Source organism: Brevundimonas sp. R86498 (genome assembly GCF_044598075.1).
GTDB lineage: Bacteria > Pseudomonadota > Alphaproteobacteria > Caulobacterales > Caulobacteraceae > Brevundimonas.
Genome location: NZ_CP139004.1, coordinates 871,022 through 897,189, shown reverse-complemented (window position 1 = coordinate 897,189; position 26,168 = coordinate 871,022). Strand labels below are relative to the sequence as shown.

Genomic DNA, 26,168 nt, shown 5'->3' with positions numbered 1-26,168 from the left:
CAGGGGTGCGTCGGGGCGGCCGGCGTTCATGGTGGGGCTGAAGGACAGGCAATGAACGCGCTCGATCTGGGGGTCAACCTGTTCGTGGCCCTGTTCGCCCTCGTCGATCCGATCGGCAACATCCCCATTTTCGCCGCGGCGACGGCCGGGGCCACGGCGCGTCAGCGGCTGTCGGTGTCGGCCCTGATCTGCATCTTCATCGCCGCCTTCCTGACCTTCTTCTTCTTCACCGGCCTGTGGCTGCTGCAGTTTTTTGGCATCTCCCTGGCGGCCTTCCGGATCGCCGGCGGCATCCTGCTGCTGCTGCTGGGTCTCGACATGACGCGCGGCGACTTTCTGACGATGTTTGCGGACAAGGACGCCCTGGCTGATGCCCAGGACGTGCGCGGCTATGCCCAGCGCCGGTTCAAGCGACTGATCGTTCCCTTCGCCATGCCCCTGTTGATCGGGCCGGGGGCGATCTCGACCATCATCATCCAGGCCGGGGAGGCCCAGAAGATCGGCTATGCCGGCACGATCGCCGGCCTGCTGGCGATCGCGGCTGCCGCCGTGGCCACCTTCGTCACCTTCGCGGCGACCGGTCCGATCAGCCGGGTGCTGGGCGATGTGGGCATGGCCATCATCGTGCGGGTGCTGGGCCTGATCCTGTGCGCCCTCGCCATACAGTTCATCCTCGCTGGCCTCGGCGAGGCCCTGCCGGGCATGTTCGCCACGGGCGTGACCGCGCCCTATCCGGCCGGCGGGCACTGAGGGTCTAGATCCGCTTCAGCCGCCGCGCATGGCCGGCGATCATGTTGAGAGCCAACCCGTCAGGCAGCAGCTTGCCGAGCGCCGCCAGAACATTGTTCATCGCCCCCGGCGTGACCCTCGGCCGATCCGCCTCGCAGGCGTCATGGCCAACGCGGGCGACGTGATCGGCCGTTTGCCACATCCACGCCGGATAGGCCGAGGTCACCTGCTTGCGCGAGCCGTTGACGTCATGAAACTCGGTCAGGGTGTAACCGGGGCATAGCGCCGTGACGTGGACGCCCGTGCCCCGGGTCTCCAGCCACAACCCCTGCGACGCCTTGATCAGGAAGCTCTTGATCGGACCATACAGGGTGTCTCCGCCGGTAGCCGGGATCTGACCCGCCAACGAGGCGATGTTCAGAATGCGCCCGAACCGACGCTCCACCATGCCGGGCAACAGCAGGCGCGACAGGACCACAGGGGCCAGGAGCATGACCTGCAGCATGGCCGCGTGCTGGGCGGGATTCGTCTGAAGAAAGCCCGTGGTGCGGGAGAAGCCGGCGTTGTTGACCAGGCCGTCGACGGTCAGGCCCCGGGCCGTGATCGCCGAAGCCAGCCGCTCGGGTGCCTCGGGATCGGCCAGATCCTCCACAAGGACCGTGACCGTCACACCATGGGCACCCGTCAGCTCAGCGGCGAGGGCCGTCAGCGCCGGCTCGCGCCGGGCCGTGAGAATCAGGTTCCAGCCCTTGCCAGCATAGACCCGGGCGAAAGCCGCGCCCAGACCGGCCGAGGCCCCCGTGATCAGGACGGTGCGCCCGTTCACCGGTGGCTGTCGGTCAGGCGGCGACAGAGCCGGCGGCGCGGATGGCTTCGCTGCAGGCGGCATGGGGTTCCAGCCCGTCCAGCGCCTCTGACCGTTCGGCCAGCAGGTCTGCGATGGTGATCCGGCTCAGGGCGTCGGACGCCGCCTTGTCGGCCAGGGTCAGGACCTTGCCGACCTGACGGGGAATATGCTCCCCGACCGGGCAACCCTTGGCCCCCAGCGGCGGGGATCCCAGGTGGGCACAGCCGTTCACGGCCTTCAGAACCGTGTCCAGTCCGATATCCTCTGGCCGCTTCAGCAGCCAGGACCCGCCGGACGCGCCGGGGCGCGTGGCGATCAGCCCGGCCTTGGCCAGCAGGGCCGTAACCCGGCGGATGACCACCGGGTTGGTCGGGACCGACGCCGCCAGCACCGCGCTGGGCGCGGCATGGGCAGCATCGTATGCCCCCTTGTGGGCCAGATAGGCCAGGGCGTGGGCGGCGACGGGAAAGCGTTGGCTGTCTGACATTTGTGTCCGGTTCCAGTTCCCAAGGTAGGCACCCGCGACGCGATTCACAAATGGTCTCCCGAACACCCGCTTTCGCGGGCGACGGGAAAGCGGCCGGGCGCGATTGAACCGGGCGCGGAATGAGCCTACACGCCCTCGGCTTTGATGGGCCCGCGTCGCGCTGCCCGGAGGATACTCATGGCAGGGGACCTTTCCCCCGGCGACGGCGCTCCCCCCGCCCCGCCCAAACCCGGACCGGACGGACCATCGGGTCCGGCCGCTACCCACGGACATGCGGCCGGCAAGGCCGGATTCTGGGCCCTGACGATCGGGGCGATCGGCGTCGTCTTCGGTGACATCGGCACCAGCCCGCTCTATGCGCTGCGCGAGGCGATCGCCCATGCCCGGGGCGGCAGCAGCGATGCTGATCTGGCCGTGATCGGCGTGGTCTCGCTCGCCTTCTGGGCCCTGATGATCGTCGTGACGTTCAAATACGTCCTGTTTCTGATGCGCGCCGACAACAAGGGTGAGGGCGGGACCCTGGCCCTGATGGCCCTGGCGCAGCACGCCATCGGTCGCCGCAGCGCTTGGATTTTCATCCTTGGGGTCTGTGGTGCAGCGTTGTTCTACGGGGATGGCATCATCACCCCGGCCATCTCCGTCTTGTCTGCTGTCGAGGGCCTGAAGGAAGCGCCCGGCATGGGGGCGCGCTTCGACGCCTTCATCGTGCCGATCGCCGCCGCCATCCTGATCGGCCTGTTTCTGGCCCAGTCCCGCGGAACCGCCGGACTGGCGAAGTACTTCGGCCCCATAACCGCAGTCTGGTTTCTGTGCCTTGGCGGGCTGGGACTCTATCACATCTTCGACGACATCTCGGTGTTGCGGGCACTGTCCCCACACTACGGCGTGATGCTTTTGATCACGGACGGGTTTCTGGGCTTCATCATCCTCGGCAGCGTTTTCCTCGCCGTGACGGGAGCGGAGGCGCTCTATGCGGACATGGGCCATTTCGGCAAGGCACCGATCCGCATGGGCTGGCTGGTGTTCGTGCTGCCCTGTCTGACCCTGAACTACCTGGGCCAGGGGGCCCTGATCCTCGACAATCCGGCGGCGTCGGAAAACCCGTTCTGGAACATGGTCCCTGGCTTCGCCTACTGGCCGATGCTCGCCCTGGCCACGGCCGCGACCGTGATCGCCTCCCAGGCCGTGATCACCGGGGCCTTCTCCGTCACCCAGCAAGCCGTGCAGCTGGGCCTCCTGCCGCGGATCGACATCCGCTTCACCTCGGAGACGCAGGCCGGGCAGATCTTTGTGCCTGCGGTGAACACCTTCCTGATGGTCGGCGTGCTGGTCCTGCTGTTCATGTTCCAGAGCTCGCACAATCTGACGGCCGCCTATGGGGTCGCGGTCACCGGCGTGATGCTGATCAACACCCTGATGAGCTTCTCGGTCATCACCAAGAAATGGAAATGGTCGATCTGGGCGACCCTCGCAGCCCTGATCCCGTTCGGCTTCATCGATACGGTCTTCCTGACCTCCAACCTGCTCAAGATTCCCGACGGCGCCTGGATGCCGCTGGTGCTCGGGGCCGCGCTGGTTCTGATCATGTGGACCTGGACCCGGGGCAGCCAGATCCTGTCGGCCAAGGCCAAGAAGGACAGCCTGCCCCTCACGGACCTGATCGAGATGTTGCGCGCCCGACCGCCGCATCGCGCGCCCGGCACCGCGATCTTCCTGACCTCGGACCCCGACGTCGCGCCCGTCGCCCTGATGCACAATCTCAAGCATAACAAGGTGCTGCACGAGAAGAACGTGATCCTGACGGTCCGCACCACGGACAGGCCGAGGGTGCCGGATGCGGAGCGGATCCTGATCGAGCCGATCAACGACGACTTCAAGAAGATCACCCTGAGCTTCGGCTTCATGGAAAGCCCCCAGGTGCCCCGGGCCCTCGGCCTGTGCCGCAAACAGGGGCTCAAGTTCGACATCATGTCGACCAGCTTCTTCCTGGGTCGTCGGTCCGTCGTGCCCTCGGCCGCCCAGGGCATGCCGCTGTGGCAGGACAAGCTGTACATCTTCCTGATGCGCAACGCGGCCAACCCCACCGACTTCTTCCACATTCCGCCCGGCCGCGTGGTCGAGCTCGGCACCCAGGTTTCGGTGTGAGCGGGGGAACGCCCAAGGGCCGGAACTCGGGAGCCCGGGGCCGCAGACTGGCCGACAAGGCGCGCGGTCCCCGCCGCGAACCCATCGTCCGCGAGGCCGCCCCCGACGACGCCGTGGACATCGGCGTGGAGGCCCGCATCGCCGCAGGGCTGCTGCTGAACGCCGCGCTGGAGCGCCGCAACGGGCTCGACGAGGCCATGGCCCTGCCGGAAGTGCGGAGTTTGGCCGGGCCCGACCGCGCTTTCGCCCGCGCCGTGGCCATGGCGGCCCTGAGGCGTCTGGGCGAGATCGACCACATCCTGAACCAGCGCCTCCAGAAATCCCCGCCCGAGGCAGTCCGGACCCTGTTGCGGATTTCGCTGGCCCAGACGCTCGTGCTGGAAACCCCGGCCTTCGCCGCCGTCTCGACCGCCGTGAAGCTGGCCGAGCGCGACGCGAAGACCCGCCCCTACAAGGCCCTGGTCAATGCCGTCCTGCGGGGGATCGAGCGCGAGGGACCGGGCCTGACCACCGCCGAATCCAATCTGCCCGACTGGATCGCCGCCCGCTGGCGCCAGACGTACGGTGAGGCCGCCCTGGCCGCCATCGCCCTGGCCGCCCGCGACGAGCCGCCGACCGACCTCAGCCTCAAGCCGGGCGAGGACACCACGACCCTGGCCGAAGCACTCGACGGTACCGTTCTGCCGGGCGGGACCGTGCGGGTGGGCGTGCGCGGCGATGTCGCCGCCTGGCCCGGCTACGAGACTGGCGGCTGGTGGGTGCAGGATGCGGCGGCGGCCGTTCCCGCCCGGCTGCTGGCCCCGAAAGCCGGCGAGACAGCGATCGACCTGTGCGCTGCGCCGGGTGGCAAGACTCTTCAGCTGGCGGCCTCCGGCGCGACGGTCGTGGCTCTGGACCGGTCCGAGGCCCGCCTTCGCCGCCTGCGCCAGAACCTGGAGCGGACGGGCCTCGAGGCCGAGGTCGTGGTCACCGCGGCAGAAGACTGGGACGATCCGCGCACGTTCGACGCCGTCCTGCTGGACGCGCCCTGCACCGCCACCGGGACCCTCAGACGCAATCCCGAGGTCCTGCGGGCGACAAAACCGGCCGAGGTGGCCAAGCTGGCCGATGTGCAACACCGTCTGCTGGACGCCGCCGCCCTGCGCGTCGCGCCCGGCGGACGGCTGGTCTACTGCGTCTGCTCGCTGGAACGGGAAGAGGGCGAAACCCAGGTCATCGCCTTCCTGCGGCGCAATCCGGCGTTCCGCACCGCTGTCGCCGATCCGGCCGCCGTCGGCGCACCCGCCGAGGCCCTGACCCCGGAGGGCTGGTTGCGCATCCTGCCGTCGATGTGGGCGGAAAGCGGGGGCATGGACGGGTTCTTCGCGGCGAGGCTGGAGCGGGTCTGATCCGGCCCCGCTCCCGCGCGCGTGACTTGCCCCCCGGCCTGTCCCGCCCTATCCCGGGACCATGCCGAAGCCGCCCCTGATCTGCCCGTCCATCCTTGCCTCTGACTTCGCCCGACTGGGCGCGGAGGTCGCCGCCATCGAGGCCGCCGGGGCCGACTGGGTCCATGTCGATGTCATGGACGGCCATTTCGTGCCGAACATCACGATCGGACCCGACGTCGTGAAGGCGCTGCGGCCCCACACCACCCTGCCGTTCGATGTCCATCTGATGGTCGCGCCGGTCGATCCGTGGCTGGAGGCCTATCGCGACGCCGGCGCGGACATCCTGACCGTCCATCCGGAAAGCGGACCCCATCTTCACCGGACCCTGGGCCGTATCCGCCAGCTCGGCGCGAAGGCCGGCGTGGTCCTGAACCCGGGCACGCCGCTTGCGGTGCTGGAGGACGTCATCGAACTGGTCGATCTGGTGCTGCTGATGTCCGTCAACCCGGGGTTCGGAGGCCAGTCCTTCATTGACACCACGCTGCGGAAGATCGCCCGGACCCGCGCCCTGCTCGATGCAGCGGGATCGAGTGCCCACCTCCAGGTTGACGGCGGCGTCACGGCCGCCAACGCCGGGGCCTGCGTGGCCGCCGGGGCCGACGCCCTGGTCGCCGGGACCTCCGTCTTCCGGGGCGGACCGGACGCCTATGCCACCAATATCGCCGCCCTGAAGGCTGCCGCTTGAACCCGATGGGGCCCCTTGCCCAGCGGCGCCCGGTCCCGACAAACTCGCCGGGACCGGGGGGTGGCCCCGGCATCGCCCCTGATGCCATTCCGGGCATCCGCGGGGCCCCCGTACGAACCCCCGTGCGATCCAGCGGTGTGCGCACCGGCCCCGCCCTGTGGCCCGCGATTGTCGGACGGGTCCTGACCCGCCAGATGTGGATCGAGCTGTATGGCCTGCCGGGCTATGCCCTGACCCTGTCTGCAGGCAAGGCAACGGCATTTTCGGCCACGCCGCGAGACTTCAGGCCAGCCGATGCGCCGCTCGGCAAGGCGGTTCTGGGCGGCCGCTTCCTGCTGGCCGGGGCCAATCTGGATGCTGAGGCACCGGCCGACCCGTGGAACCGGCCCAGCCCTACGCGCGCGTTCGCTGTTGACCTGCATGCCTTCGCCTGGATGCCGGCTCTCATGACCCAGGGGGACAGGGGGGCGCGCGAGGCGCTGCGCCTCACCCTCGGCTGGGCCGAGACCTTCACCCGCTGGTCCCCTTTTGCCTGGGACCCGGCGATCCTGTCACGGCGGGTCTACAACATCGCCTGCGCCGCCCGTCGCATGGGGGCCGTCGCGTCCGAAATCGACCGGCTGCGTCTGGCCGATCTGCTGGGGCGTCAGGCCCGCCAGCTGCTTCGTCCCCCGGGGGGACTCGCCGGCAAGGCCGAGCGTCTGACGGCGGCAGCCGTCGCCGGCTGTGTGCTGGCCGGCCCCCCGGGCGCCCGCATCCGCCGAGCGACCCTGGGCCGACTGCCTGCCGCCCTGCGGGTCACCGTCTCCGGAGATGGTGGCCATGCCTCGCGAGCGCCAGAAGCAGGGCTGGAACTGCTGCTGGACCTGCTGACCCTCGACGATGCCCTGTCCCAGCTGTCTGAGACCCCTCCCGAGGCGGTCGCGGGGGCCATCCTGCGCCTGACAACCGCGCTGCGGCTCCAGACGCTGCCCGACGGGCGTCTGGCCGGCTTTCAGGGGGGCGGGCCTTCCAGCCCCGCGCGCGTCGCCGCCGCCCGCGCCCACGACGAGCACGCCGAGGTGCCGGGCGGAGCGGTCGGCAGCGTCGGCGGCCTGACGCGCATCCGCAGCCCTCTGATGACCGTCGTCGCCGACACCGGCCCACCGGGTCGCGGGGCCTGGTCCGAGACGGCCTGCGCCCAGCCTCTGGCACTGGAGATCGTCTGCGGCCGCGACCGGCTGGTGACCGGTTGTGGCTGGACCCCCCGCGCCGCTGATCGTCAGGGACTGAGGCTGGCTCCCGGCCATTCGACGCTGACGCTCGGTGAACAGTCCTTCGCCGAACCGCTCGGCGGCTGGCGCGGCGAACTTCTGGGTCCACGCCTGTTCGGTCGGGCCTGGCAGACGACGGTCGAGCGACGCGACGGCGACGGGGCGGTCTGGCTGGAGATTCAGCACGACGCCTGGGTCGCCTCCTTCGGGTTGCTGCACCAGCGTCGGCTTTATCTGGACCAGCGGCTGGACGAACTTCGGGCCGAAGAACGGTTGCACCCTTCGCCGGACCAGTCTGCGGTCGTTCGGGCCATCGCCGCGCCCTGGGCGGTCCGATTCCATCTTGAGCCGGCCGTCCAAGCGTCACTGGCCCGGGATCGCCGCTCTATCCTGCTGCGCGGGCATTCGGGTCGCGGCTGGTGGTTCCGCACCGACGGGCCCGACGTCGCCATCGAACCCTCGGTGCATGTCGAGGAGGGGCTGACCCGCCGCTCGCTGCAGGTCGTGGTGCGCGGCTCGGCCCGAACGGACGCCGAGACCCGGATCCGCTGGAAGCTCAGCCCCGCCGGGGCCAGCGGCGACCCCAGCTGATGGGACGATCCCCGCAGGGCCCGGAACTGGCTGCCCAGCGGGCCATCGCCCGGCAGGTCGTGGCGATGTTCAACGATCCCGACAAGGGCGAGCGGCCAGTGCTGCGCCGTACAGATGGCCTGTTCGGGCCCGACTCGGTCGCATGGCGCGTGCACGGCGACGTGGTCGGAATGCTGGTCGGCGGGGTTTCGGGCCTGCTGCTGCAGATGCTGCACCCCAAGGTGCTGGCCGGGGTCTGGGACCATTCAAACTTTCGCGCCGACATGCACGGGCGGCTGAGGCGGACCGCCCGGTTCATCGCCGTCACCACCTATGGCGGTCCGGACGAGGCGACGCGGGCCATCGACCGGGTGCGGACCATCCACAGCCATCTGGGCGGCACCCTGCCCTCGGGCGAGGCCTACCGGGTGTCTGATCCTGAACTGCTGGCCTGGGTCCATGTGACGGAGTGCTGGAGCTTTCTGAACGGCTGGGTCCGCTATGGCGAGCCGGGCATGTCGGCCGCCGATCAGGACCGCTATTTCGCCGAGATGGCGACCATGGGGGCCATGCTGGGGGCCGATCCGCTGCCGCGCAGCCGGGCGGAGGCCCGCCAGCTGATCGACCGCATGCGGCCGCAGCTTAAGGTTGACGACCGGACCCGCGAGGTTGCGCGGCTGGTCCTGTCCCAGCCGGCCTCCAGCCGCGCCACGGCCCCGATCCAGACCATGACGCTGCAGGCCGGCGTCGAACTTCTGCCGCTGTGGGCCCGGCGCATGCACGGCCTGCCCTCGCCCCTGCTGGCCCGGCCGCTGGTCAGGGTGGGGACGATGGGCCTGGCGAAGACCCTGCGCTGGAGCTTTGCGGGGGTCCGCGCCGCCGATGGTCCGCCACCCGCCAGCTGACGCAGCGGTGACGCCGGGGTGACGGGGGGGCGCGGGCGGTGCTAAGGCCCCGCGCGTCCTCCTCCCCCCGAGATTGCCCCATGCCCGCTGCCCCCGACTTCCCGCCCGCTCCCGACGCCGTCGCGCCCGTCCGCGCCCTGATCTCTCTCAGCGACAAGACCGGGCTGGAAGACGCCGCCCGCGCCATGGCCGCCGCCGGCATCGAACTGGTCTCCACCGGGGGCACGCGCGCAGCCATCGCGGGCTTCGGCCTCCCGGTGAAGGACGTCGCGGACCTGACCGGCTTCCCCGAGATGATGGACGGACGGGTCAAGACCCTGCACCCCGTCGTGCACGGCGGCCTGCTGGGCGTCCGCGACGCGGCCGAGCACAGGACGGCCATGGACGAGCACGGCATCGGTCCAATCGATATCGTATGGATCGACCTCTATCCCTTTGAGTCCACCGTGGCCTCGGGCGCAGGATTCGATGCGGTGATCGAGAACATCGACATCGGCGGACCGGCCATGATCCGTTCGGGCTCCAAGAACCACGGCTATGTCGCCGTCGCCGTGGACGCGGTCTCGATCGGCGAGATCGTGGAAGCGCTGAAGGCCGATGGCACGACGTCGCTGGCCCTGCGCAAACGCCTCGCCGCCCGGGCCTTTGCCCGCACGGCCGCCTATGACGCCGCCGTCTCCGGCTGGTTCGCCGGACAGCTGGAAGACGCCGCCCCGGCCCGCAAGGCGATCGCCGGCACCCTGGCCCAGACCCTGCGCTACGGCGAGAACCCGCACCAGACGGGAGTCTTCTACCGCACCGGCGAAGCCCGCCCCGGCGTCGCCCATGCCACCCAGATCCAGGGCAAGGAGCTGGGCTACAACAATATCGCCGACGCCGACGCCGCCTACGAGCTGGTCGCCGAGTTCGAGGGCCCCGCTTGCGTCATCGTCAAACACGCCAACCCCTGCGGCGTCGCGGTCGGCAACAGCCTGTCGCAGGCCTACGCCCGCGCCCTTGAGTGCGACGCCGTCTCGGCCTTCGGCGGCGTCATTGCCGTCAACCGGCCACTGAACGGCGACGACGCCCGCGCCATCACCGAAATCTTCACCGAGGTGGTCATTGCCCCCGGGGCGGATGAAGAGGCGAAGGCCGTGTTCGCGGCCAAGAAGAACCTGCGCCTGCTCATCACCAACGGCCTGCCTGACCCCCACGGTCCGGGCGAGGTTTTCCGCAGCGTGGCGGGCGGCTTCCTGGTCCAGTCCCGCGATCGCAGCCTGATCCGGCCTTCAGATCTGAAGATCGTCACCCGCCGCCAGCCGACGCCGCAGGAGATCGAGGACATGCTGTTCGCCTTCACCGTGGCCAAACACGTCAAGTCCAACGCCATCGTCTATGCGAAGGACGGCCAGACCGCCGGGATCGGGGCCGGCCAGATGAACCGCAGGGATTCGGCCCGCATCGCCGCCATCCGTGCCCGCGAGGCCGGCGAGGCCAAGGGCCTGGCCCATTCGCTGGCCGAGGGCTCGGCCTGTGCCTCTGAAGCCTTCTTCCCGTTCGCCGATGGTCTGATCGAGGCCGCACAGGCCGGGGCCACGGCCATCATCCAGCCGGGCGGCTCGATCCGCGACGACGAAGTTATCGCGGCGGCGGACGAGCTGAACCTGGCCATGGCCTTCACCGGGGTGCGGGTGTTCCGGCACTAGGACCGGGGGGTCACACCCGGGTTTTCCCGGCGCGATCTGTCACCGAACCGGGTTAGGGTCAGGCATGGACACACTCGCGACCCGCTGGGCCCGCCTTGAACGCCACGTCACCGTCGTGGGGCCTGACGACGTCCTGCCCCGGCCGACCGCCCTGCTGTTTCACGGATGCGGCGGTCTCCGGGGTCATCTGCCGCGCTACGCCGAGGTCGCCGGGACGCAGGGGTGGCGGGCGGTGATCGTGGATTCCTATGCGCCACGGGGCTGGAGCCGTCAGTTCGCCATGGCCACGGTCTGCACCGGCCTGTTGCTGCGCGGGTGGGAGCGGGCCGGCGATATCCTGGCCACCATCGACGGCGTATCGCGCCGCGCTGACGTTGACGCCTCCACCCTGCTGGTCGGTGGCTGGAGCCATGGCGGCTGGGGCATCATGGAGGCCATGAGTGCCGACCGCGACCGGCCGGGGGCCCTGGGCCTGGCCGATGCCGGTGCTGTGTCGCTGGAGGGCGTCAGGGCGGCCTACCTGGCCTATCCCTATGTCGGGATCGCGGCCCTGAACCGGATGCGGCCGTGGCGGCACTGTCCGAAGACCCTGGCCGTGATCGCCTCGAGAGATCATCTGACCACGGTGCGCAACGCCGAGCGGGTGCACGACATGGTCCGCAACTGCGGGGCCGAGGTCGAGACCTGGATCGCCGACGGCACCCACAGTTTCGACGAGCCTATGACGGCCCCGCCGATGCGGTTCGACGACGCGCTGAGCCGCGACGCCCTGATCCGCTTCGGTCGCCTGCTGGAAGACGTCGCGCCCGCCTTGCCCGTGCGTGGACGTAGCCGGTCGGGCTGACCTCAGCCCGGCTCGATCCGCACCTCGGTCCGGACTGAATTGGCGATGTAGCAGGCCTCATGGGCCCGGTGATGCAGGTCAGCGATGGCCGCCGCATCGGGTGCTGCTCCGCTGAAATGGACCACAGGCCGTAGCGTCACCCCCGTCATCGAGACCTTCCCCCGCTCGTCCTTGCCCAGCACCCCGATCGCTGCGTCACGATAGCGGTCGACGATGAAGCCCGCCTTCGCCGCATAGGCGAGGAAGAACAGCATGTGGCAGCTGCTGAGGGCCGCGACGACGGCCTCCTCCGGATCGACGGCGGCCGGATCGGACATCGGTACGGCGACGCTGGTCGGGGCCGACGATCCCCGGACCACGGCCCCGCCGTCGAAGGTCCAGTCGTGGGCGCGGGAATAGTGGTTGTCGGCAAAGGGCTGGTCGCCCCGGACCCATTCGACGGTGGCGATGTGTTCGCTCATGGCCGGTCTCCCTCAGCAAAAGATCGTATAGGTCATTCCCGCCCGGACCTCGAATCCCAGCGACCGGTAGAAGGCGACGGTCGCGGTGTGTTCGGCGAAGGCATGCAGGAAGACCTGCTCGCCCGAGGCCAGGATCTCGCCCGCCACGGCCCTTGAAAGACCGGCGGCATAGCCGCGTCCGCGCCAGTCCGGGTGGGTGCAGACCCCGCTGAGCTCGGTGAAGCCGTCGACCCGCAGCCGCCGTCCCGCCATGGCCACCAGCTGCCCGGCCTGCCTGATCCCGATGAAAGGCCCCAGCCGTCGGGTTGCGGACCGGAACGGACCCGGCCTCGTCAGGGTAGCCAGAGCCAGCATGTCCGGAGCGTCGGCCTCGGTCAGGGTCTCGAAGGCAAGGTCGGGTCCGCCCGCCGTCAGGCCCTCGGCGACCATCTGGACCAGGGGGATGCGGTTGACGATGACCACCCCGGGCAGGTCCGGGAGGGCCATGGGACCGCCGGTCTTCTCGACCATCGCCGCCCCCGGGTGGCGCAAGGCAAGGGTCGCCATGGCGGTGAGCGTTTCAGGCGTCGCATCCGCGCCCGACAGGAAGATCCCGACCTCAGGGTCGATCCGCACGGCCCGGGTGTCGGAGTCCGCCGTCGCGAAGCCCGACAGTCTCGTCGTCAGGGCGTTCCAGACGGCACGGTCCAGCGGATGGGTCATGGCCAGGCTCTAGCGCGGGGTGGAATCTGCGTCAGCCCCGATGCCGAAGTCAGGTCCGGAAACCGCTCGTCATCACCGCAAAGACGGGGACGCGATCAGCCGCGCCAGAAGCCCACGATCTTCTTGACCTCGTCCACTACCGGATCGGCGATGGCGGCCGCGCGTTCGGCCCCGTCCTTCAGCACCCGGTCGATCTCGGCTGGATCGTCCATCAGCCGGCGCATCTCGGCGGTGACGGGGGCCAGGGCCTCGACGGCGAGATCGGCCAGGGCCGGCTTGAAGGCGCCGAAGCCCTGACCCGCGAACCGGGCCGTGACTTCCTCGCGGGTCTGGTCCGACAGGGCGGCATAGATGGCGATCAGGTTCCGGACCTCGGGCCGGTCGTCGAGGCTCTCGCCGGGTTCGGGCATGACGCCCATGTCGGTCTTGGACTTCCTGATCTTGGCCGCGATGGTGTCGGCGTCGTCGGTCAGATTGATGCGGCTCTGGTCCGAGGGGTCGGACTTGGACATCTTGGCCGCCCCGTCACGCAGCGACATGACCCGCGTCGCCGGGCCCTGGATCAGGGGTTCGGGCAGGGGGAAGAAGTCCGGGGCGCTGAAGTCGGTGTTGAACTTGGCGGCGATGTCACGGGTCAGTTCCAGATGCTGCTTCTGGTCCTCGCCGACCGGCACCTCGGTCGCCTTGTAAAGCAGGATGTCAGCGGCCTGGAGCACGGGATAGGTGTAGAGGCCGACCGAGGACCGTTCCTTGTGCTTGCCGGACTTCTCCTTGAACTGGGTCATCCGGTCCAGCCAGCCGAGGCGGGCGACACAGTTGAGGATCCAGGCCAGTTCGGAATGGGCCCGTACCGCCGACTGGGGGAAGATGGTCGATTTCGCCGGCTCGAGACCGGAGGCGATATAGGCGGCGGCGATCTCGCGCGTCTGGGCGGCCAGAAGGGCCGGATCCTGCCACACCGTGATGGCGTGGAGATCGGCCACGAACAGGAAACAGGGCGCGCCCGACTCCTGCAGCGCCGTGAACCGCTTCAGCGCCCCCAGATAGTTGCCCAGATGCAGGGCCCCGGAGGCCTGGATGCCGGACAGGATCCGGCGCGGGCCGGCATAGGTGGAAGCGGTCAGGGTGGCGTCAGACATGGTCGCGGCAATGCCCTAGCCCGAGCCGCAGGGCAAGACTTTGGGCGTCAGCGCGAGCGCCGCACCAGACCCTTGACCTCCGCCGGGGTAATGGCCCGCGTGACGAAGGCCATGGCGATGTAGGTCAGGGCACCGGCTGCGGCGACCAGGACGACGGTGATCTCCTTGCCGCCGTGCACCGACCCCAGTGCTGACAGTCCCGCCTCGACCCCGCCTTGCAGCCACGGCCGGGCCCGGGAGGCCACGGCCACGACGACTGCAAGACCGGCGCTGGCCAGGACGATCCGGGCGAGGCGCGAGGTCGCCGCCACGCTCGGCCGATAGTAGCCGCGTCTCCACAGGAATCCGCCCAGCAGCAGGGCGTTGCACCAGGCTCCGATACTGGTCCCGGCCGCGATTCCGGGCACGCCGAGACCGAGGTTGTATAGCGCCAGCATCCCCGCCGACCCGACCGCCACATTGACCAGGGCGAAGATCATCGGCGACCGCGTATCGCGCCGGGCGAAGAAGGCCGGAGCCAGGATGCGGATCAGGACGAAGGCGGGCACGCCCCAGGCAAAGTGGAACAGGGCGGCCGCTGTCTGTTCGGCGTCGACCTGCAGAAAGGCACCGCGCGTAAACAGGGCGTCGATCAGGAAGTAGGGCATGGCCATCAGGGCTGCCGCTGCTGGCAGCGTCAGGGCCATCGACAGGGTCAGGGCCTCATCCATCGAGGACTGCTGCTGTTGATGGTTCTCCGACGCCACCGCCGCCGACAGGCGTGGCAACAGGGCGATGCCGATGGCCACGCCCACGAGTCCCAGCGGTAGCTGGTAGAGGCGGTCTGCCGTCGCCAGCCAGGTCCGGCCCCCGGCCTGGAAGCTGGCCAGGTTTCCGGAGATGAAGACGTTGATCTGGGTCGCCGAGTTACCGATGGCGGCTGGCACGGCCGTGATGATGATGGCCTTCACCGCCGGGGTCAGTCTGGGCAGGGCGAGGCCAATGTTCGCGCCCGCCTTCCGCACTGCCCACCAGCATAGGCCCGCCTGGGCGATGCCAGCGGCCAGCACACCCCAGGAGGCGGCATAGGCGGCCTCGACCTGGTTGCCCGCCGCAGGCAGGACGCAGGCCAGCATGATCAGGTTGAGCAGGATCGGATAGGCGCCTGAGACGATAAACCGGCCGCGCGCATTCAGTGCTCCCGACAGCAGGGCGGCGATGGCCATACACGGCAGATAGGGCATGGTGATCTGGGTCAGCACCACGGCAAGCTTGAACCGGGCCGGATCATCCAGGAAGCCGATGTTGATCACCGTCATGATCCACGGCATCGCTAGCTGGGCCGCGATCGTCAGCACCACGGTGACCATGGCCACGGCAGCCAGAGCGTCGGTGGCGATCCGGTCGGCCGCTTCGGGCCCCTCTGTCTCCAGCGTCTTGGCATAGGCGGGCACGAACGCGGCGGCGAAGGCCCCCTCGGCGAAGATGCGGCGGAACAAATTCGGGAAGCTGAGCGCGGTATTGTAGGCGTCGGCTGCCGGACTGGCCGAGGCCCCCATTGCGTAGCTGATCGCGAGATCTCGGGCGAAGCCGACGACCCGGCTGACCAGGGTCAGGGCACTGAAGATGGCCGATGAACGCAGCATCCCGCCGCCCGTCTTCGCCGTCATCGCGGATGCCGGAGGCTGGACCAAGGGTTCGACAGTGGCGGTAGCTCCCGCAATCGAGGCGGCGGGTTCGATCGGTTCGGGAAGATCAGGCTTTGACACGGACGAACCTCGATTGCCGTGCACGGGCGCGCGGCGAAGCGTCGCTTAACCCGCTTCCGGCGCGGGCGAAACGGCCTTGCGGGGGCGCAGGTCCGAGACGTCCCGGGCGCTGGCCCGGGCGGGGGTGATCCGACGGCCGTCCGGGGCGGCGGGCGTGCGGTCCAGCACCGCTTCCAACGCCCGGTGCACCTGGTCCAGCAGGTCGTCGGACTTCAGCTTCCGGCCCTTGCGGTCGGTGACGTAGAAGCTGTCCACCGCCCGCTCGCCGAAGCCGGCGACATGGGCCGAACGGATCGACAGGTCGTGGTCCGACAGGGTGCGCGACAACTCGGCCAGCAGGCCTGGCCGGTCGGCCCCCGACACCTCGATCACCGTGGCGTCGGCCGAGGCGGCATTGTCGATCATCACCACCGGCCGCACATCGAACACCGCCCGCCGGGGCGAAGGGGCCGGCATGGCCGGGGGCCGGACCGGAGACTCGCCCCGCGCCGCCGCCTCCAGCGCCGCGATCAGCGAGGTCAGACGCCGCGGCTCGGCCTGGCCATAGGGCTGGTCGGCGCCGTCCTGGACCTGGAACACATCCAGCACCGTGCCGTCGGGGGCCGTGGCCACCCGGGCCCCGGTCACGTCGGCCCCGGCTGCCGCGAGCACGGCCGCCAGATCGGCGAACAGGCCCGGCCGGTCGCGGGCCGCCAGAGCGATCTCGGTGGTCTGTTCGATCCGGCCCGCCGCCCCGGTCCGGGCCTCGGCCGCCGCGCCGTTGGCGAGGGCGCGCGCGACCAGACCGGCGTGTTCGGCCAGGGGATCGGCCGTCTTGAGGTCCTCGCCCCGGAACAGGGCCTCGACCCGGCCGTACAGGGTGCGCATCAGCTGGCCCTTCCAGCTGTTCCAGACGCCGGGCCCCACCGCCCGGATGTCGGCCACGGTCAGCACCAGCAGCATGCGCAACCGCTCCGGATCGCCGACGATCTCGGCGAAGGCCTGAACCGTCGCGGGATCGGATAGGTCGCGCTTCTGGGCATAGTCGGACAGGGCCAGATGATGCCGCACCAGCCAGACCACGATCTCGATCCGGCGCGTTTCGATTCCCAGCCGCTCGCAGGCCCGACGCGCCGCGATGGCCCCGTCCTCCAGTTGGCCCCGCTCGCCCCCCTTGCCGACATCGTGCAGCAGCATGGCCAGCATCAGGGCCTCGGGGTCGGCGATCAGATGGATCACCTCGGTCGCCAGCGGGTGATCGTCCTTCAGCTTGCCGCGCTGGATATCGTTGATGATGCCAATGGCCTGGAGCGTGTGCTCATCGACCGTATAGGCGTGGTACATGTTGAACTGGGTCTGGCCGACGATCCGGCCCCACTCCGGCAGGAACCGGCCCAGCAAACCCGCCTCGTTCATGATGGTCAGCACCCGGTAGGGCCGTTGCCCGTGCGCCAGCACATGCAGCAGCGCCGCCGTCGCGCGCGGATCGCGCCTCAGCTTCGGCGTCACGAGGGCCAGCGACCGGGTGACCGCCGAAAAGGCGTGCGGATGGACATCGAGGTCGTGGCGGTCGGCGGTGACGAACAGGGTCAGCAGCTTGACCGGATCATCGCTGAACACCTCCGGGCCGGTCACCGACAGCCGCCGCCCGTCCTCGATGAAGCCCGGCACGCCGAGATCACGTTTGCGACCGGGCATCAGGCGCGACAGGCTCATGGTCTTCTTCTGCTGGCGGGCCTCCAGCGTCGCGCTCATCGCCCGGGTCAGGGCCCCGACGTCGCGGGCGACCAGGAAGTAGCGGCGCATGAAGCGCTCCACCGCCGGCTCGTCGCCGCGCCCGCGCCAGCCCATGCGTCGCGCCACCTCGGGCTGAAGGTCAAAGGTCAGCTTCTCCTCGGCCCGGCCGGCGGCCAGATGCAGGTGGCAGCGGACCCGCCACAGGAAGTCGAACGCCTCGTCGAAGGTGCGGCGCTCCCGCGCCGTCAACAGTTCGTCCAGCACCCGGGCCCCGAGGGGACTTTCGGGGGCCAGGGAACGGGCGATCCAGAACAGGGTATTGAGGTCGCGCAAGCCGCCCTTGCCGTCCTTGATATTGGGTTCGACGCGGTAGCGGACCGCGCCCGTCCGGGCATGGCGGCTGTCGCGCTCCTCCATCTTGGCGGCAATGAAGGGCCGGGGGTCGGCATTGGTGACCATGCCCCGGAAGCGCCACAGGAAATGCTCCGTCAGGGCCGCGTCCCCCGCCAGCGGCCGCGCCTCCAGCAGGGCGGTGCGGATGGTCATGTCGGACCGGCCCAGGGACAGGGCCTCCTCCACCGACCGGGCCGAGGACCCCACCTTCAGCCCCAGATCCCACAGGACATAGAGCATGAACTCGGCCACGGTCTCGGTCCTCGCCGTGGTCTTCCACGGCCGCAGGAAGACCAGATCCAGATCCGAGAACGGGGCCAGAACCCCGCGCCCGTAGCCCCCGACCGCAATCAGCGACAGTTTCTCGGCCTCGGTCGGATTGTGCGAGGGATAGAGGGTCTCGGTGGTGAACCGCCACAGGGCGATCAGCAGTTCATCGGCCGCCGCCGCATAGAGGCGGGCCACCTCCACCCCCGGCAGGCCGCTGGCGAGGCGGGCGGCGATCTTCTCGCGCGCCGCATCGTGGTGCGTCTTCAGGATGGCGGCGACCGCCGGGCGAACGCCCGGGCCCGAGACGATGGCGTCGAGGCGGGCGTCCAGCGGCGCGGTCACGGCCGGACCAGTCCCTTCAGCCGGTAAAGGGCCTCCAGCGCCTCACGCGGCGTCAGGGCGTCCGGATCCAGCGCGGCGACGGCCTCGTCCAGCGCCGACGTCAGCGACGGGGCCGGCGGCTCCATCACCGCAAACAGCGGCAGGTCGTCCAGCCGCGCATGAGCCGCCTTCTCCGTCTCCAGCCGGTCCAGAACGGCGCGGGCGCGGGCCACCACCGCCGGCGGCACCCCCGCCAGTTTCGCCACCTGGACCCCGTAGGAGCGGTCCGCCGCCCCCGGGGCTGCCTCGTGCAGGAAGACCAGTTCGCCGTTCCACTCGCGCGCCCGCATCGACAGGTTGCAGACGTGGTCCAGCCGTTCCTCCAGCCGGGCCAGCTCGTGATAGTGGGTCGCGAACAGGGTCCGCGACCGGTTCACGTCATGCAGGGCCTCGGCGCAGGCCCAGGCGATGGCCAGACCGTCATAGGTCGCTGTGCCGCGCCCGATCTCGTCCAGCACGATGAAGCTGGACGGCGTCGCCTGGGTCAGGATGGCGGCGGTCTCGACCATCTCCATCATGAAGGTGGACCGCCCGCGCGCGAGATCGTCCCCGGCCCCGACGCGGCTGAACAGCCGGTCGACCACCCCCAGCCGCATGGCTTTCGCCGGCACGAAACACCCGCCCTGGGCGAGAACCACCAGCAGGGCGTTCTGGCGCAGGAAGGTCGACTTGCCGGCCATGTTGGGCCCGGTCACGATCGACAGGCGGGCGCACCCGACCCCGTCGCCGTCCAGTTTGCAGTCATTGGGCGTGAAGGGATCGCCTGCCTTCTTCACCGCCGCCTCGACCACGGGATGGCGACCGGCCTCGACGGAGAAGACCCGGCTGTCGTCGACCACCGGCCGGACCGCCCCGACCTCCTCGGCCCATTCGGCCAGGGCGGCGGTGGCATCCAGTTCGGCCAGGGCGTCGGCCACGGCTTGCAGCGGCCGGGCCAGATCCTGCACGGCACGCCGCCAGACCTCGAAGGTTTCGCCCTCCATGGCCAGGGCCCGGTGCCCGGCCTGGCTGATCTTCGCGTCCAGTTCCGACAGTTCGACCGTGGTGAACCGCACCTGCGCCGCCAGGGTCTGGCGGTGGATGAAGGGGCTCTCGGGCCCCGCCCGGAACAGGGGTTCGGCGTGCTTCGAGGTCGTCTCGAGAAAGTATCCCAGCACCGCATTGTGCCGCACCTTGAAGGGCACGCCGCTGTCGGCGACGGCCCGGGCCTCCAGATCGGCCACGACCCGGCGGCTGTCGTCGCGCAGGGTCCGGGCCGCGTCCAGTTCCGGCCGGAAGCCCGGCTTCACGAAGCCGCCGTCGCGCGCCAGATGCGGCGGCTCATCGACGAGGCCCGCCGCAAGGTCCAGCATGAGCCGCGACAGGTCCGGCGACAGGGTCAGCCGCTCAAGACAGCCAAGGATCCGCGCCGGCGGCCCGGCCAGGGGGTCGGGCGAGACGGTGAACAGGTCGGCGAGGCCTTCCCCGATCGTCAGGCCGGACCGGATGGCCCCGAGGTCCCGGGGGCCCCCGCGCCCCAGCGCCAGCCGCGACACCGCTCGGGCCACATCGGCCGAGGCCCTCAGCCCCTCGCGCAGATCGCGCCGCAGCGAGCGCCGCTCCAGCAGCCATTCGACCGCGTCCAGCCCGTGGTTGATCTCGACCGGGTTCCTCAGCGGCCGGGCGATCCGCTCGGCCAGGGCCCGCGCCCCGCCGGAAGTCACCGTCCGGTCCAGACAGGCCAGCAACGAGCCCTCGCGCTCGCCCCTCTGGGTGCGGTCGATTTCCAGCGACAGCCGGGTCGCCGGGTCGATGGCCAGGAACCCCGAATCCCCAATCCGGCGCGGCGGCGAAAGGGCCGGGACCTTGCCGGCCTGGGTGGTCTCCAGATAGGCCGCAATCAGGCCCAGCGCGGAGACCTCCGCCTCCTCGAAGGCCCCGAAGCCGTCCAGTGAGGCCACGCCGTACAGGCGTGCGACCCGCCCGCCGGCCGCCGCTGGCTCCGCTACGGCTGAGGCCAGGGCCTGGACCACGCCGCCCGAGCCGTCCAGCGCGCCCTTCAGCTCGGGATCCGAGAAGGCCTTGTCGGTAACCAGCACCTCGCTCGGCCGGAAGGCGGCCAGCGTCGCACCGAGATCGGCCGGGTCACAGGCCACGCAGTCCACCGCTCCGGCCGACAGTTCGACCACCGCCACAGCCGCCCGGCCGCGCCGGATCGCCACGGCCGCCAGCCGGTTGGCCCCGCGCGCATCCAGCAGGCTGTCCTCGGTCAGGGTGCCCGGGGTGACCACCCGTACGATGTCGCGCCGGACCACCGCCTTGGAGCCGCGCTTCCGCGCCTCCGCCGGGTCTTCCATCTGTTCGCAGATGGCGACCTTGAAGCCCTGGCGGATCAGCCGGGCGATATAGCCCTCGGCGGCATGCACGGGCATGCCGCACATCGGAATGTCCTCACCCAGATGCTTGCCGCGCCGGGTCAGGGTCAGGCCGATGGCCGCGGCGACCACCTCGGCGTCCTTGAAGAACAGTTCGTAGAAATCGCCCATGCGAAAGAACAGCACGGCATCGGGCTGGGACGCCTTGGCCGTCAGGAACTGGGCCATGACCGGCGTCACGCCGTCGGCCGCTTCGGTCTTCGGGGGGTGGGAGAGGGGAGCGTTCATGACGTCGTCTCAGGGTGACGGATCGCGCGGCCGGGCTCAAGCGATCTTGCAGAACCTTCACCGCGCTGCGACAAGCCGGGCAGGCGGTTAAGGGAACGCGGTCGAACACCGCGGCTGTGCCCGCAACTGTAGGCGGCCAGGCCGTCGTCCGGTCCGGGGGTCATCTCCCGGCGTCACTGGGTCCGCGATTGCGGGTCCGGGAAGGCGAGGACGGCGGTTGATGACCCGCAAGCCAGGAGACCTGGCCGCCGATGTCGCTCGCCCGCTGTCCGGGACCAGACAGAGGCGTGGGACCAACCCCTCCTGCAATGACAGGAGGCCGTTCCGTCGAAGCGACCCGATCTCGTCGCCGCGTCGAACCCACCGGGTTCGGGGCGGATTGGTCGCTGTTCACACGCCCGGCGCGCGCCGAAGCCGGGCGGACGGAGTCTGTTCCCATGAAACCTGTCCTGCTCGCCACCAGCGCCCTGATCGCGCTGGTCCCGACCGTTGTCTTCGCAGAAGACTCAGATCCCTTGCCTGAGGTCGTCGTCACCGCCACCCGCCTGCCCGCCATTGCCACCCGGACGCCCGGCGCGCGCGTCATCGACAGCCGCACGATCGAGCAGCGGGGGGCGGTCTTCGCCGCCGACATCCTGACCGATGTTCCCGGGCTGTCGGTGGTACGCTCGGGTGCCTTCGGGGGGGTCGCCTCGGTCCGGATCCGCGGGGCCACCCCGGGCAAGACCCTCGTTCTCGTCGACGGGGCCTCGGTCAACGACGCGGCCGAGATCGGCGGTGCCTTTGACTTTTCCGGACTGGAACTGGGCGATATCGACCGGATCGAGGTCCTGTCCGGCCCCCAGTCGTCCCTGTGGGGCTCGGACGCCATCGGCGGGGTGATCGCCTTCACCACGCGTGAGACCGACGGCGTGCGCGCCGAGGCCGAAGCGGGATCGTACAACACCCTGAGGGGCCGGCTAGCGGCCGGCGTCGCCAATGACCGCTACGCCTTCGGGGCCTGGGTCTCGCGCTTCGACACCGACGGCATCTCGGCGGCCGATGAGGCCGATGGCAATCGCGAGGCCGACGGCTTCGAGAACACCACTGTCGGGGCCCGCGCCCGCTATGCCGTGAGCCCCGATGCGACGATCGATGGATCAGTTCGCTGGACAGAGAACGCAGCCGATATCGACGGATTCCCTGCGCCGGCGTTCCGCCTTGCGGACACCTTCGACCGGACCGCCAGCGAACAGTGGTCCGGAACCGCGCGCCTGCGGATCGCAGCCCTGGGCCTCGATCACCAGTTCAGCGTCTCCGCCTCCGACATCACCCGTGACACGGTCTCCAGCTTCCCTTCGACCTTCGAGGCCGATCGACAGGTCTATCGCTGGCTGGCGGACGGCGCGGCGACCGCACGTCTGACCTGGGCGGTCGGGGCCGAGCGTGAGGAAACCTCGGGCAGCCTGTCCAGCGGACTGTCCGATGAACTGGGCACCACCTCCCTGTTCGCCGTCGCCAGTGTGCAGGCGACCGACCGTCTGACCCTGACCGGCGGCCTCCGCCGGGACGACACCGACGACTTTGGCGCGGAGACCACCGGCCGTGTCTCGGCCGCCTTCGACCTCGACGGCGGCTTCATCCTGTCCGGGGCCTGGGGGACCGGATTCAAGGCCCCGTCGATCAGCCAGTCGGTCTGTGACTTCTGCTACGGGGCGACGCCCTTCCCGGTGCTGACGCCCGAAACGGCCGACAGCGTCGAGGTCGCCCTCGGCTGGGCGTCTGCAGACGGGCGGCTGGACGGCAGGGCGACCGTGTACCGGCTGAATGTCGAGGACCAGATTAGCTATGTGTCGGGTCGCTATATCAACATTGCCGAAACCCGCTCGGACGGCGTGGAGCTGGAAGGCCGGGCCGCCCTCGGGACGGTGGCGGGAGGCATGCTGGATCTCACGCTGGCGTATGCCTGGACCGACGCCCGGGACGGGACGACCGACGCCCGGCTGCTGCGGGTGCCCGAACAGGCGGCCTCGGCGACCTTGGGCTGGACCGGCGACCGTCTGTCGGGGGCCCTGACCGTGCGGACAGAATCGGATCAGGACGATTCGGGCGGCGTGCGTGAGGGTTTTGTCACCGCCAATCTGAACGCGGCCTGGACCCTCACCGATCAGGTGTCCCTGACGGCGCGGGTCGAGAACCTCGCCGACGAAACCTATCAGCAGGTGCTGGGCTATGGCGAACCCGGCCGGTCCGCCTATGTCGGGATCAGGCTGCGTTACTGATGACGGCCAGGGGGTCGGCGGTCAGCGCCGCCGGCTCCCGCAGCGCCAGCGCGTCCCAGTCCAGATCGGGCCGGGGCGCGTGGGCAGCGGCCAGAACTGCGCGCAGCTCCGCGGCCGATGCGAGACTGGTCACCACGGCGGTCACCGACGGCAGACCCAGGCAATAGGCCAGCGCCGCCTGCATCGGGTCGATGCGGGCCTCGGCCAGAAGACGACGGGTGCGCGACAGGGCGACCCCATGACCCGCCAGGTGGGGCGGCAGGTTCTCGCGATTGGTGAACAGCAGTCCCCGTGCGAACACCGAAGACACCTGAACCTCGACGCCGAGACCGGCCAGGTCGTCGAGGACGCCGCCGCTGGCCGGGCGCTGATCCAGAAGATTGCAGGGCATCTGCACCACATCGGGCTGGAACCGGCGCGCAAGGGCCACCGGCCCGTCCTCCATCGTCGAGACAAAGCCGATACGTCGATACAGCCCGCGATCCTTCAGCGCCCGCATCCGGTCCCACAGGGCCCGACCTTCGGCCCCGGCCAGATCACCGGCGCAGGACGCCAGCAGGACATCGCCCCGCGGCAGGCCCAGACGTTCGAGCGAGCGCCGGGCGCGCGCCTCCACCCGATCCAGACCGTCCGAAAGCGAAAGCGTGCGGACCGACACCGCGAACGGCGAGGGAAAGGGCCAGGCCTGGCCCAGCAGACGCTCTCCGTCCCCGGTCGGCCGGGTGGCGATCCGGGTCACGCCCGCGTCTGCGCCGGTCTGGAGCAGGGCGCGCATCGCTTCCTCCCGCGCACCGGCGGGGGCGGGCACGGCCCGTTCCGGCTCGGTCACGACAGCGAGGGCCAGCCGGGCGGCGGGCGAAGGGGAAACTGCGGATTTCACACGCCTATGGTGAAGCCCAAAGTTTAAGGGAGGCTGAGGGAGACCCTACCGTTTCCTTACCAGGCGAACCCCGATCGCCGGACCCCCGGGGCCCCTCCAGCCCGGCACCGGCCTTGCGTTACCGCGATTTCACTTGAGCCCCGGGGCGTTCAGACGTTCCTTCAGGTGGAACCTAGGGAGCCGTCGTCATGATCCGCATGCTCAGCCTCGCCGCCGCCCTGGCGGTTCTTCCCCTGTCTGCCGCCCTTGCTGCCGATCCGCAGACGGCCTCCGAAGCGGCAGTCGAGGCCGCCGCCAAGGCCTTCGAGGCACGCATGGAAGCGTTCGGTGAGCAGGCCGAGAGAATTGGGGGCGACGAAAGCCTGACCGAGGCCCAACGCGAGGCGCGCATTGCTGTTCTTTGGCAGGACTATGCGCCCGCGGTTTCCGCCTTTGCCGCCGAGATCAGCAGCCAGGCCGCGCAGATCGCACAGCAGGCCCTGGCTGACATTGATGTCGAGGCGCTCGTGGCCGACGCCCTCAATGATCCCGAGGTGCAGAACGCGTTGCGCACCGCGCCCATCATGGCCCGGGGCGTTATGGAGAACGGGGCCTGGGCTGCCCGGGACCCGGAACAGATGGTCACCTACGGCCTCATCGCCCAGTACGCCCTGGATCAGGCCTCGGATGCCGTCGAGACGATCGACGCGGCCGCAGCGGATGAGCCGGCGGGCGCCGGCGAATAGGCCTGATCCAGCCTAGACTGCCTCGCCCCGCAGCAGCCGGGGCAGGTCCCCCGTGGCTCCGCCGGCTTCCCCCATGAAGGCCCGACGCAACAGCCCGATCCGGTTGACGGCCGCCATACCGAGGTCCCGCGCCAGTCTGACCGGGGCCAGATCGTTGGAAAACAGCCGGACGAACGCATCAAAGCCCGCCGCCAGCGCCACGGTGTCGAACCGGCGCCAGCGGGCGTAGCGCTCCAGCACCAGATCCGAGCCGATATCCTCACCCAGCCGCATCGCCTCGATCAGAACCTCGGCGAGGGCAGCGGCGTCCTTCAGGCCCATGTTCAGACCTTGGCCCGCGACGGGGTGCACCCCGTGGGCGGCATCCCCGATCAGGGCCGTCCGCGGCCCCGTCATCCGCGTCGCCAGCTCCAGACTCAGCGGATAGACGAAACGCGGCCCCTCGGGCGTCGCCCCGTCAAGGAATTCGCCGAAGCGACGCGACAGGTGGGCCTGAAACGCCTCGTCCGACGCGGCCCCGAGGGCCCGGGCGGCGCGGGTACTCTCGGTCCAGACCAGACTGGCCCGGCGATCGGTCAGGGGAAGGATGGCGAACGGCCCACCGGGCAGGAAATACTCATGGGCGACGTTGCCGTGGTCGCGGCCGAGCCGGACCGTCGCCACGACCCCCGACTGGCCATAGGTCCAGCCGACGGTCTCGATCCCGGCCGCCTTGCGCACCGCCGACCCCCGGCCCTCGGCCCCGATCACCACCGGTGCGGCCAGCACGGTTCCGTCCGCCATGGTCACGCGCGCCGCAGGACCCGTCGTCTCCACCGCGACGACCGATGCCGGCGTTCGCAGATCGATCCCGGATCCGGCCATCGCACCGGCCAGGGCGACGCGGATCTGGCGGTTCTCGACCATATAGCCCAGCGGCTCCCCGCCATTGGTATCCCCGATCTCATCGGCATCGAACCGCAGAAAGGCTGGCGAAGCAGGCTTCGAGGCCGCGCCCGGCCGACGACCATCGGTCACGAGGATATGATCCATGCGGCAGGCATGGGGCCGCAACGCCTCGCCGAGGCCGAGCGCATCCAGCATCCGGAAGGTCGACCAGGCGATGGCGGTCGACCGACCGTCGAAGGTCGGGGCCAGCTGCGCCTCGAACGGCTGGGGGTCGATCAGCGCCACCCGCAAGCCCCCCTGGGCCGCGGCCAGGGCAAAGGTTGCACCCGCCAGTCCGGCGCCGGCGATGATCACGTCATGGGTATGGGGACCGCTCATGGCA

The 26,168-nt window shown here is 70.1% G+C and carries 20 protein-coding genes and 1 riboswitch; of the genes, 10 read left to right on the top strand and 10 right to left on the bottom strand.

Translation table 11 applies throughout. The features are described 5' to 3' along the window. Window positions 1-51 precede the first annotated feature (51 nt). Window positions 52-750, top strand: a complete 699-nt coding sequence (locus SJY26_RS04495; RefSeq protein ID WP_396594955.1) for a MarC family protein — start codon at window positions 52-54, stop codon at window positions 748-750. Between the two features lie 4 nt (window positions 751-754). On the opposite strand, the gene SJY26_RS04490 is transcribed toward SJY26_RS04495, so the two are convergent. Both SJY26_RS04490 and SJY26_RS04485 read right to left on the bottom strand, forming a co-directional pair. Then, a complete protein-coding gene (locus tag SJY26_RS04490) occupies window positions 755-1,555 on the bottom strand; it encodes an SDR family NAD(P)-dependent oxidoreductase (RefSeq protein WP_396594954.1) in 801 nt (266 codons plus the stop codon). A gap of 13 nt (window positions 1,556-1,568) precedes the next feature. Next, window positions 1,569-2,063 carry an Rrf2 family transcriptional regulator gene (locus tag SJY26_RS04485; protein ID WP_396594953.1) on the bottom strand — a complete coding sequence of 165 codons (495 nt, stop codon included), beginning with the start codon at window positions 2,061-2,063 and terminating at the stop codon, window positions 1,569-1,571. Window positions 2,064-2,240: 177 nt separating this feature from the next. On the opposite strand from SJY26_RS04485, the gene SJY26_RS04480 reads away from it, so the two are divergent. From SJY26_RS04480 to SJY26_RS04450, 7 genes are all read left to right on the top strand, one after another. Then, window positions 2,241-4,208 carry a potassium transporter Kup gene (locus SJY26_RS04480; protein WP_396594952.1) on the top strand — a complete coding sequence of 656 codons (1,968 nt, stop codon included), beginning with the start codon at window positions 2,241-2,243 and terminating at the stop codon, window positions 4,206-4,208. Then, window positions 4,205-5,596, top strand: a complete 1,392-nt coding sequence (locus tag SJY26_RS04475; protein ID WP_396594951.1) for an RsmB/NOP family class I SAM-dependent RNA methyltransferase — start codon at window positions 4,205-4,207, stop codon at window positions 5,594-5,596. The genes SJY26_RS04480 and SJY26_RS04475 overlap by 4 nt, the downstream gene beginning before the upstream one ends. A gap of 61 nt (window positions 5,597-5,657) precedes the next feature. Continuing rightward, the gene (gene rpe / locus SJY26_RS04470) at window positions 5,658-6,323 is read left to right on the top strand and encodes a ribulose-phosphate 3-epimerase (RefSeq protein WP_396594950.1); all 666 of its coding nucleotides are present in this window, start codon (window positions 5,658-5,660) and stop codon (window positions 6,321-6,323) included. A gap of 122 nt (window positions 6,324-6,445) precedes the next feature. Then, the gene (locus SJY26_RS04465) at window positions 6,446-8,167 is read left to right on the top strand and encodes a heparinase II/III family protein (RefSeq protein WP_396594949.1); all 1,722 of its coding nucleotides are present in this window, start codon (window positions 6,446-6,448) and stop codon (window positions 8,165-8,167) included. Further along, entirely contained in the window at window positions 8,167-9,051 is an 885-nt protein-coding gene (locus tag SJY26_RS04460) for an oxygenase MpaB family protein (RefSeq protein WP_396594948.1), read from the top strand. The genes SJY26_RS04465 and SJY26_RS04460 overlap by 1 nt, the downstream gene beginning before the upstream one ends. Before the next feature lie 80 nt (window positions 9,052-9,131). Further along, entirely contained in the window at window positions 9,132-10,736 is a 1,605-nt protein-coding gene (gene purH, locus SJY26_RS04455; RefSeq protein ID WP_396594947.1) for a bifunctional phosphoribosylaminoimidazolecarboxamide formyltransferase/IMP cyclohydrolase, read from the top strand. Window positions 10,737-10,800: 64 nt separating this feature from the next. Next, the gene (locus SJY26_RS04450) at window positions 10,801-11,580 is read left to right on the top strand and encodes a dienelactone hydrolase family protein (protein ID WP_396594946.1); all 780 of its coding nucleotides are present in this window, start codon (window positions 10,801-10,803) and stop codon (window positions 11,578-11,580) included. 2 nt (window positions 11,581-11,582) lie between these two features. Here SJY26_RS04450 and SJY26_RS04445 read toward each other — a convergent pair whose 3' ends face one another. From SJY26_RS04445 to mutS, 6 genes are all read right to left on the bottom strand, one after another. Next, window positions 11,583-12,041, bottom strand: a complete 459-nt coding sequence (locus SJY26_RS04445; RefSeq protein ID WP_396594945.1) for an OsmC family protein — start codon at window positions 12,039-12,041, stop codon at window positions 11,583-11,585. Window positions 12,042-12,053: 12 nt separating this feature from the next. Next, complete coding sequence (locus SJY26_RS04440) at window positions 12,054-12,743, bottom strand: GNAT family N-acetyltransferase (protein ID WP_396594944.1); 690 nt, start codon at window positions 12,741-12,743, stop codon at window positions 12,054-12,056. 95 nt (window positions 12,744-12,838) lie between these two features. Next, window positions 12,839-13,882, bottom strand: a complete 1,044-nt coding sequence (trpS, locus tag SJY26_RS04435; RefSeq protein WP_396594943.1) for a tryptophan--tRNA ligase — start codon at window positions 13,880-13,882, stop codon at window positions 12,839-12,841. A 47-nt stretch (window positions 13,883-13,929) separates the two neighbouring features. Further along, the gene (gene murJ / locus SJY26_RS04430; protein WP_396594942.1) at window positions 13,930-15,507 is read right to left on the bottom strand and encodes a murein biosynthesis integral membrane protein MurJ; all 1,578 of its coding nucleotides are present in this window, start codon (window positions 15,505-15,507) and stop codon (window positions 13,930-13,932) included. A gap of 168 nt (window positions 15,508-15,675) precedes the next feature. Continuing rightward, entirely contained in the window at window positions 15,676-18,351 is a 2,676-nt protein-coding gene (glnD, locus tag SJY26_RS04425; RefSeq protein WP_396594941.1) for a [protein-PII] uridylyltransferase, read from the bottom strand. Next, the gene (mutS, locus tag SJY26_RS04420; protein ID WP_396594940.1) at window positions 18,348-21,032 is read right to left on the bottom strand and encodes a DNA mismatch repair protein MutS; all 2,685 of its coding nucleotides are present in this window, start codon (window positions 21,030-21,032) and stop codon (window positions 18,348-18,350) included. The genes glnD and mutS overlap by 4 nt, the downstream gene beginning before the upstream one ends. Before the next feature lie 89 nt (window positions 21,033-21,121). Next, window positions 21,122-21,275: riboswitch (cobalamin riboswitch) on the top strand. Between the two features lie 194 nt (window positions 21,276-21,469). On the opposite strand from mutS, the gene SJY26_RS04415 reads away from it, so the two are divergent. Next, window positions 21,470-23,293, top strand: coding sequence for a TonB-dependent receptor plug domain-containing protein (locus tag SJY26_RS04415; RefSeq protein ID WP_396594939.1), 1,824 nt, complete (start codon window positions 21,470-21,472; stop codon window positions 23,291-23,293). Here the strand turns inward: SJY26_RS04415 and SJY26_RS04410 are convergent. Beyond that, window positions 23,277-24,173 carry an aldo/keto reductase gene (locus tag SJY26_RS04410; RefSeq protein WP_396594938.1) on the bottom strand — a complete coding sequence of 299 codons (897 nt, stop codon included), beginning with the start codon at window positions 24,171-24,173 and terminating at the stop codon, window positions 23,277-23,279. The two genes, SJY26_RS04415 and SJY26_RS04410, sit on opposite strands and share 17 nt — an antisense overlap. Before the next feature lie 188 nt (window positions 24,174-24,361). Between SJY26_RS04410 and SJY26_RS04405 the strand changes: the two genes are divergently transcribed. Next, a complete protein-coding gene (locus SJY26_RS04405) occupies window positions 24,362-24,898 on the top strand; it encodes a hypothetical protein (RefSeq protein ID WP_396594937.1) in 537 nt (178 codons plus the stop codon). A gap of 12 nt (window positions 24,899-24,910) precedes the next feature. Here SJY26_RS04405 and SJY26_RS04400 read toward each other — a convergent pair whose 3' ends face one another. Beyond that, window positions 24,911-26,164, bottom strand: a complete 1,254-nt coding sequence (locus SJY26_RS04400) for a UbiH/UbiF/VisC/COQ6 family ubiquinone biosynthesis hydroxylase (RefSeq protein ID WP_396594936.1) — start codon at window positions 26,162-26,164, stop codon at window positions 24,911-24,913. Window positions 26,165-26,168: the final 4 nt, after the last annotated feature.